This is a genomic window from Nocardia sp. 852002-51101_SCH5132738 (assembly GCF_001665695.1).
GTDB classification, from domain to species: domain Bacteria; phylum Actinomycetota; class Actinomycetes; order Mycobacteriales; family Mycobacteriaceae; genus Nocardia; species Nocardia nova.
Genome location: NZ_LZML01000086.1, coordinates 1 through 6,979, shown reverse-complemented (window position 1 = coordinate 6,979; position 6,979 = coordinate 1). Strand labels below are relative to the sequence as shown.

The following is a 6,979-nucleotide window of genomic DNA, read 5'->3' as shown; positions in this document are numbered from 1 at the left end:
CCGCGCGGGCGGCGCAGCAGGCGCGCCTTGATCCTCTATGGCCAAATTCGGCAATAGTCGTGTGCATGCTTGCGCGTACCATGGCGGCCGTGGACGACGCTATGGCTGACCTGCTGAAACCGCTGACCGATTCGCGACGTGCCCACTCGATCGCGGTTGGCCGGCGGATGGAAAGCGCGGCGAGCCTATTGCCCGATCATCTCAGGGCAGATGCTGTGAAGGCGGCGTACCTGCACGATGTCGGTTACGGGCATCCGGATCTAGGATTTCACCCGATCGACGGTGCTCGCCTGCTGCGATCGCGTGGATACTCGCCGGTCGTCTGCCATGTGGTGGCCTTCCATACGGCAGCTGAGGTGGAAGCGGAGGTCCGCGGTTTGGACCCGGCCGTGTTCGAAGAATTTCGGCTCTCGGACGTCGCTGGTCTCGATGTGGTGGACGACTTCATGTGGTGGGCCGACCTAAGTACTGGTCCGAATGGCGAAGATTTCACCGTTGACGAACGGCTGCGCGAGATCCTTCGCCGATATGAGCCGGGCAGCATCGTGCATACTGCGATTACTCAGGCCGAACCCCGGCTCCGGCTGGCGGTTCAGCGCGCATCCGGATCTATGTAGGGTTCGTTTCCGCTCAGCGCCCAATCGATTCGCTTCCGCTGGCTAGGGTCCATCGGGAGGGAAGGAATCTCTCGAATTGGAACCCATTCGACGTGGGTGCTTTCGTCGCTCGGAGTCGGCGAACCTCCAATCGGTTCGCCTCGGTAGACGACGGTGAACTCCTGGCGCACTTCATCGTTGCTGGTGTAGTGGATGACATGGGTTGGGTCCGTGAAGATCCCGACAATGCCGTTGACTTGGATGTCGACGCCGGTCTCCTCGCGCGTCTCGCGAACGGCGGTATGGCTCAGGGATTCGCCAGGGTCATGAGCACCGCCCGGCATGGACCAGTTGCCGTTATCGGACCTGCATATCAGCAGAACCGTTCCGTCACGCTCGACAAATGCGCCCGCGCTCGGCCGGACGCTGTTCGCGGTTGGTGCATGGGGATCGTTGTGGTAATCGATTCGCCGTCCCATAGGGTCAGGATAGTGGTGCGGGTCGCCCTGTCTTCCATGCAGCCTCGAACGACTCAAGGTAGTAGTCGAACAGGCGACCTCCGGGCACCTTCTGCAAATGCTGAACCGGTGACTTGGCAGCGTACGCACCATAGCTGTGCGTGTTCACGAGCATCGAGTCACCGAATCGGTAGATGCTGTTGTACAGCGTTGTTCGATGCGTCCGGATGTCAACCATTGGCAGATCCATTGTTTCGCGAAGGTACTCAAGCGTGGACCTGCACCGCTGCGGTAGGGACGGAAGTCCTTCCTCGCGACCGCGGGCGATCACTTCGGGAGAATCGCTCTCTCCGACCAGAATCCGGATCTGAACGCCCGCGCTCGCCTTCGCCCGGATCACGTTCACGAAGTTGAGCGATTCGACCAAGAATCCGCCGGCATAGACCAACACGTCGATGTGCTCTGTGGCTTGTTGCATCAGCGAGCGCCATACCTCGTGGGGGACTTCCGGCCGAGTTGGCCAGATCTGAACCAGCTCGGACAGTGAAGCGGCCGCAGATCGGCTGCCTGCCAACAGTTCTGGCCACAGATACGTTTCATCCTGATTGAGGATTCGCGCAACTTCGAGCCTCAGCCCCGGATGCGGGCAGCGATCTTGGGTGATCCAACGTTCGACGGTCTTTGTGCTGACTTCCAGCCGTTCCGCGAGACCATTCTTCGTCAGATTCGCTGCCGCCATCGCGCCTCGAAGCCGTTCGTTCGTCATGCCCCTAGCCTACCGCAAAGTGTCCCAAAGTGTCCCTTTTTTGGGGTTATTGCGTCCCCATATGTCGCGAGATTCTTGTTGTGTCGGAAGTTACAACGTCACTCAACACACGTAATACCAACCAACACAAGGAGATTCGAAATGGCACTCAAGGACATGTGGATCCCGACCGAGTTCCGCGCCGTCTTCCCGAAGGGTCTCTTGCTGCTCGGTGACATCGAGCCGCAGACCGAGTTCAGCGAGGACCGCTCCGCGCCGAAGCGTCAGGCGCAGGACTATGACCGGGAGGGCAACGGCTCGGGTAAGCGGTTGTGGAAGGCCACGGTCATGGACCGGTCGGGCGGCAAGGCTTCGCAGGCCGGTTTCGATATCACGTTCGTCAGTGATCAGATGCCGGTGCCTTCGGAGCCGGAGGTTATGGAGGGCCTGCGCCCGATCGAGCTGGAAGGGCTGCTGCTCAAGCCTCGCGTGGTCGGTAACGGCCAGTTCAAGTCGATCGGCTTCTACATCCGTGCGACCGGCATCGTGGGTGACAACTCCGGCGCCAAGGTCCCCGCGGCCGATCCGGGTGCGGCTCGTCCGGCTCGCGGTCAGTCCGACAAGGCTGCGTGATCGCGATGTCGTTCATGAGTGTCAGTGCCAGCAAGTGGGACGGCGTCGAAGCGACCTACCGCGAGGCTTATGTGTACAAAGGCACTTCGGTTGCGGCCAGTGTTGATGTGCGACTGGACAGCGACCGCAGTGATGCCCGGCTGAATTTGTCGATCGAGGATGCTCGCACGCTGGCGGAGCGACTGCCGCAGATTCTGATGCTGCACGACCAGGCGGAGCGTCTGGCCGCTGAGAAGGCGGTGGCGTGATGGATCTGGACGCGCTCGCGGACTGGGTGGCCATCGGAGGGACGTTCGCGCTGGGGTCGGCGTTCATCGGTATCGGTTTGGGCCGGATCTTCGCATTGATGGATCGGGTGGCCCGGCTCGAAGCTTTCGCCGAGGACGTCTGCCGCGAGCTTCACAGTCGGTCCGATTCGGTTGGCGCTGAGGCGCTCTGATGTTCACGCCTGAGCGGGGAATGCTGGCAGCGCGGGTGTTCGCGGTCGTTGTGATCGTGGGTGTCGGCGCTGCCGCTTTCCGGCTGTCCTTCGCGACTCTGCGGGATCTGGCCGAACTGGCGCATATTCCGGCGTCGGATGCGTGGCTGTTCCCGCTGATCATCGATGGCACGATCGTTCAGGCAACGGCCGGCACTTTGGTGTTGGCCAAGTCCCCGGAACGGACGTTCTTCGTCCGGGTCTTGTTCGTCGGGACGCTGGTATCGGTGGCGGGCAACAGCATTCACGCTGTCGCCGCTGGCCGGGAGCTGCCGTGGTGGCTGTGCGCGATCGTGGCCGCTATCGCTCCGATCTCGCTGTTCGTGGACACCCACGGGCTGGGCGTGTTGTTCCGTGCCGCACAACAGCGCTCGACCGCTCCGGCTCCGGCACCGGCTCCCGTGGCTGAAGCCGAGGAAGAGGTTCCGGCCGCTGTGGCCGACATCGAGCCTTCGGCCCCCGAAACCGCTGCCCCGAACCCTGTTCCTGCTGCCGCGCCGCCTGTGGCTGCGGTAGCTCCTTCGATTCCTGTTTCTCGACCCGCGCAGCCTCCGTTGCTGCCGGTGTCTGTCCCGGTAGGGAGCTGATCTGCGATGGAAGCCAATGGCGCTGTGGCCGTGGGAATGACGGCCGTGGGCGTGACTGCTGCGGCACTCGGTGTGGCCGGGTTGCTGGCGTTCGGTCCTCGCCACGAGGTGGCCCCGACCGCTGTGGAACACACGACCGGCAAGCCGGGGTGCGTGATGTTGTGCGACGAACCCAAACCGATCGCGCCGGACGGCTCGGGGTGCACCTTGTTCTGTTCCGAACCGAGCTTGCCCCCGGCCAATGCGCAGGGCTGCCAACTGTTCTGCGAACTCGAAACCTCGAAAGGGGAGTACCCGCGATGAGTGTCGTGAACATGGTCCCGGTCGCGGTGTCAGCGGCGAGTGCCCTGGTGTTCGCGGCGTATCTGCTCCCCTGGGGACGGCGTCCGGCCACCTGCACTGCCGACGGGTTCGCCCGGGATCTGGAACAGGCCCCCGTGGTGCTGCGTCCGGCGATCCTGTCGTTCGGCTCTCCGGCGCATTCGCAGCAGATGTTTTCCCTGCTCAAGCTCGGCAACCCCGAAACGGGTTTCCCGAGTGTGGAGTGGTGGGACTACTCCCGACACGGCCTGACGGTGGACCTGCTCATGGGTGCCGGCCAAACCCTGTCCGACTGGGCCAGCGAAGATGTCCGCTCCCGCATGGCCGACCACATCGGCGTCGATCAGGTCACGGTGTCTTCCCCGGCTCGCGGCTGGGTGCGCCTGGAACTTCGCGTGCACGACACCCTCGCTGAGGCGGTCGTAACCGATGTCGAGACCGGCACCGTGACGGCTGCGGGTGTGGATCTGGAAAAGGTGCCGGTCGGTGTGCGTGAAGACGGTACGCCGTGGACGCTGCGAATCCTGTACTCGCACACCTTGATTGCCGGTGTCACCGGCTCGGGTAAGGGGTCGGTGTTGTGGTCGATCCTGCTGGGTCTGGGTCCGGCGATCAAGGCCGGATTCGTGGACGTGTGGCTGATCGACCCGAAAGGCGGGGTCGAGTTCGGTATCGGTGAGAACAAGCTGTTCGTTCGCTTCGCCACCGACGCTCCCTCGGTCATCACGACCTTGACCGAGGCCGTGACCGTGATGGAAGAACGCCAAGCCCGTATGCGTGCGGCGGGATTGCGCAAGCTGGTGCCGTCGAAGGAAGAGCCGCTGATTCTGATCATCATCGATGAGGCTGCCGCGCTGTCGTCGTATGCCGAGCGTGATCAGCAAGACGAGTTCCGCCGCCAGACCGGCAAGTTGCAGTCTCAGGGTCGCGCGGTCGGTGTCTCGGTCATCGCCGCTGTGCAGGACCCCTCCAAGGAGGTCATGCCCAACCGGCAACTGTTCCCGACCCGGATCGGTTTGCGGCTGGAAGAACCGACCCAGGTCGCCATGATCCACGGCAAGGGCGCTCACGACAAAGGCGCTCTCTGCGACGAGATCCCCGAAGAGACACCGGGTGTCGGCTACGTCGGCGAAGACGGCAAGCGGGGGTTCGTGCGGGTCCGTGCGTACTGGATCACCGACGAGCAGACCAAAGAGATTGTGGAGCGCTTCTCCCCGGCCGCCGATGTCGACTTCGCTCCGACTCAGGATTACAGCGACTTCGACCCCGACGACCTCGGCGATGACGACATCCCCGGCGACGGCTACTCAGGTCCGGTGGCGGCATGAAACGCGGACTCGTCACCGAAAACCACGTGGTCATCTACTGCGATTCCTGCGGCGACCTCTACACCGACCCTGCCGGGGAGGCGGTCTGCTTCACCACCACCCACCAGGCCGCCTACTACCTCGCTGGTGGCCGTAACGGCTGGCTCTACGACGGCGACCGCATCACCTGCGACGGCTGCGCCATCACCGCTGAATGCGACCTGCACGGTCACCGCTTCCCCTCCACGAACACCCTTCGCCGCTGCGACCGCTGCGGTGCACCCGATGACGAACAGGAGAACCTGAAATGAGCAAGCGCACAAGCGAATACGCCGATGTGATCGACCTGCACGGGCGTCGGCGCTGCCAGCTCGAAGCACGCGGACTCGACCCGATCGCGGTGGCGCTGAACATCCTCGCCGAAACCGGAGAGGCGTTCGAGTGGGCCGGATACGACCCCGACGGAGGGGACTGGGCGGCATGAAAACCGAAGGACCACAAGTGAATCCGATCGTTCAGGCGGCTGCTGATCGGGTCCGCAAGTCCAAGAACCGCCGCAAGGTCAAAGACCTCCCCGCCAACTGGGAGTGCCCCGGTCAGCTGGGGTTGTTCGACACATCCGAGGTGAAGCAGTGAACACCACCACCAAAACCACTACAGTCTCCACCCGCCGCGATGCGGCAGAAGACATCTTCACCGCGTTCTTTGCAGTGGTCGGGTGGGTCGTGATCGCGGTGTTCGTCCTGGCCTGGTGGGCGCTGCTGTTCCCCATGGTGTCCCTGCCGATCGCCGCAACAGCCGGCCTTTTCTGGCTCTACGGCTGGCTCCCCGCAACCGCCACGGCATCGGCCTCGGTCGGCGTGCTGGTGCTGTGGTGGGCGCGGTATCGGGAATCGTTTCACCGCTGGATCACTCGGCGTGCTCGGGCGCGGTTTCTGGCCTGGTTCCGGTATCGGCGTCAGTGGTCGGCACTGGTGGATGACTGTGGCCTGTCGGTGCGCAACGACCTGGATCAGGCGGTGAGGACTCCGCGGCTTCTCGGTATCGGGATCGGCGAGACCACCGACACCGTGCGGGTACAGATGCTGTCGGGTCAGTGCCCTGACGACTGGGCCAACCGCGCGGTCACCCTTGCCCACGCGTTCCGGGCTCAGGAATGCCGGGTGAGCGTCACCGGCCCGGCTCGTGTGCAACTGGTGTTCCGCCACGGTGATTCGCTCGCTGAGCCGGTTTCGGCCCTGTTTCCGCACATCCCCGGCGGCTTGGGAGGACCGCCCCGCCAGGAAGACGACAACGCCGCGTGACAACCACCACCACTGATGAGGGAGGCCAGACCATGACAGACCAACAGCCTGACACCGATCCGGCCTCCCTCGCCCCGGTCCGGGAAACCGCGGCGGATCGGCGGTCGATGCCGAACCTGTACGACATCGCTCAGGCGGCGGCCGACAAATACGGGGAGTGCCGCCGACCGATCCCGATGTACTCGTTCGACCCCGGCACCGGGGAATCGAAATACGTTGGCGCACCCTGCAAGTCGACACTTGCCAGTGTGTGCCCCTCGTGTGCTGCTCGGGCTCGCGCTCTGCGGATGCAGCAGGCCCACGAAGGCTGGCACATCGAGACCGAACCCGTCGACGACAAATGCGACCCCACCGAGCAACAGCTGGCGCTCGTGGAGGCTCGCGCGAGCCTGATGGATCTCTACCAGGACGCGAAGGCCCGCGACGATCACGACGATATGACCGGCATCCGCGACGTCGTGGCGGATCTGGATGCGGAGTTGCGGGAGACCGGTGTGCGCGGGCGTCTTCCGGCGCTGGATCCCGAGCCGAAATCGGAGCGCAAACGGTC

Annotated in this window: 13 protein-coding genes; 11 read left to right on the top strand and 2 right to left on the bottom strand. The window is 63.9% G+C overall.

Annotated elements, in window-relative coordinates; genetic code table 11:
* The coding region (locus A5789_RS12045) for an HD domain-containing protein (protein ID WP_231956641.1) at positions 1–617 on the top strand (617 nt) is incomplete at its 5' end.
* Here A5789_RS12045 and A5789_RS12040 read toward each other — a convergent pair.
* Together A5789_RS12040 and A5789_RS36505 are read right to left on the bottom strand one after the other, a co-directional pair.
* Positions 593–1,075 carry an NUDIX hydrolase gene (locus A5789_RS12040; RefSeq protein WP_064902316.1) on the bottom strand — a complete coding sequence of 161 codons (483 nt, stop codon included), beginning with the start codon at positions 1,073–1,075 and terminating at the stop codon, positions 593–595. The two genes, A5789_RS12045 and A5789_RS12040, sit on opposite strands and share 25 nt — an antisense overlap.
* 4 nt (positions 1,076–1,079) lie before the next feature.
* Positions 1,080–1,820 carry a transcriptional regulator gene (locus tag A5789_RS36505; protein ID WP_064902317.1) on the bottom strand — a complete coding sequence of 247 codons (741 nt, stop codon included), beginning with the start codon at positions 1,818–1,820 and terminating at the stop codon, positions 1,080–1,082.
* A 141-nt stretch (positions 1,821–1,961) separates the two neighbouring features.
* Between A5789_RS36505 and A5789_RS12030 the strand changes: the two genes are divergently transcribed.
* The 10 genes from A5789_RS12030 to A5789_RS11990 all read left to right on the top strand — a co-directional run.
* Positions 1,962–2,432, top strand: a complete 471-nt coding sequence (locus A5789_RS12030) for a hypothetical protein (protein WP_064902318.1) — start codon at positions 1,962–1,964, stop codon at positions 2,430–2,432.
* A 14-nt stretch (positions 2,433–2,446) separates the two neighbouring features.
* Positions 2,447–2,680: a hypothetical protein gene (locus tag A5789_RS12025; RefSeq protein WP_227462932.1), complete on the top strand. Its 234-nt coding sequence runs from the start codon at positions 2,447–2,449 to the stop codon at positions 2,678–2,680.
* Entirely contained in the window at positions 2,677–2,871 is a 195-nt protein-coding gene (locus A5789_RS12020) for a hypothetical protein (protein WP_155525733.1), read from the top strand. The genes A5789_RS12025 and A5789_RS12020 overlap by 4 nt, the downstream gene beginning before the upstream one ends.
* Positions 2,871–3,497 carry a DUF2637 domain-containing protein gene (locus A5789_RS12015; RefSeq protein WP_064902321.1) on the top strand — a complete coding sequence of 209 codons (627 nt, stop codon included), beginning with the start codon at positions 2,871–2,873 and terminating at the stop codon, positions 3,495–3,497. The genes A5789_RS12020 and A5789_RS12015 overlap by 1 nt, the downstream gene beginning before the upstream one ends.
* A gap of 299 nt (positions 3,498–3,796) precedes the next feature.
* Complete coding sequence (locus A5789_RS12005; RefSeq protein ID WP_064902323.1) at positions 3,797–5,146, top strand: FtsK/SpoIIIE domain-containing protein; 1,350 nt, start codon at positions 3,797–3,799, stop codon at positions 5,144–5,146.
* On the top strand, positions 5,143–5,436 hold the full coding sequence (locus A5789_RS12000; RefSeq protein ID WP_064902324.1) for a hypothetical protein: 294 nt from the start codon (positions 5,143–5,145) through the stop codon (positions 5,434–5,436). The genes A5789_RS12005 and A5789_RS12000 overlap by 4 nt, the downstream gene beginning before the upstream one ends.
* Complete coding sequence (locus A5789_RS36500; RefSeq protein WP_156747580.1) at positions 5,433–5,609, top strand: hypothetical protein; 177 nt, start codon at positions 5,433–5,435, stop codon at positions 5,607–5,609. The genes A5789_RS12000 and A5789_RS36500 overlap by 4 nt, the downstream gene beginning before the upstream one ends.
* A 17-nt stretch (positions 5,610–5,626) precedes the next feature.
* A complete protein-coding gene (locus tag A5789_RS38245) occupies positions 5,627–5,761 on the top strand; it encodes a hypothetical protein (RefSeq protein ID WP_255401743.1) in 135 nt (44 codons plus the stop codon).
* Positions 5,758–6,429 carry a hypothetical protein gene (locus tag A5789_RS11995; RefSeq protein WP_064902325.1) on the top strand — a complete coding sequence of 224 codons (672 nt, stop codon included), beginning with the start codon at positions 5,758–5,760 and terminating at the stop codon, positions 6,427–6,429. Before A5789_RS38245 ends, A5789_RS11995 begins: the two co-directional genes overlap by 4 nt.
* Before the next feature lie 32 nt (positions 6,430–6,461).
* On the top strand, positions 6,462–6,979 hold a 518-nt coding region (locus tag A5789_RS11990; RefSeq protein ID WP_369828770.1), incomplete at its 3' end, for a replication initiator.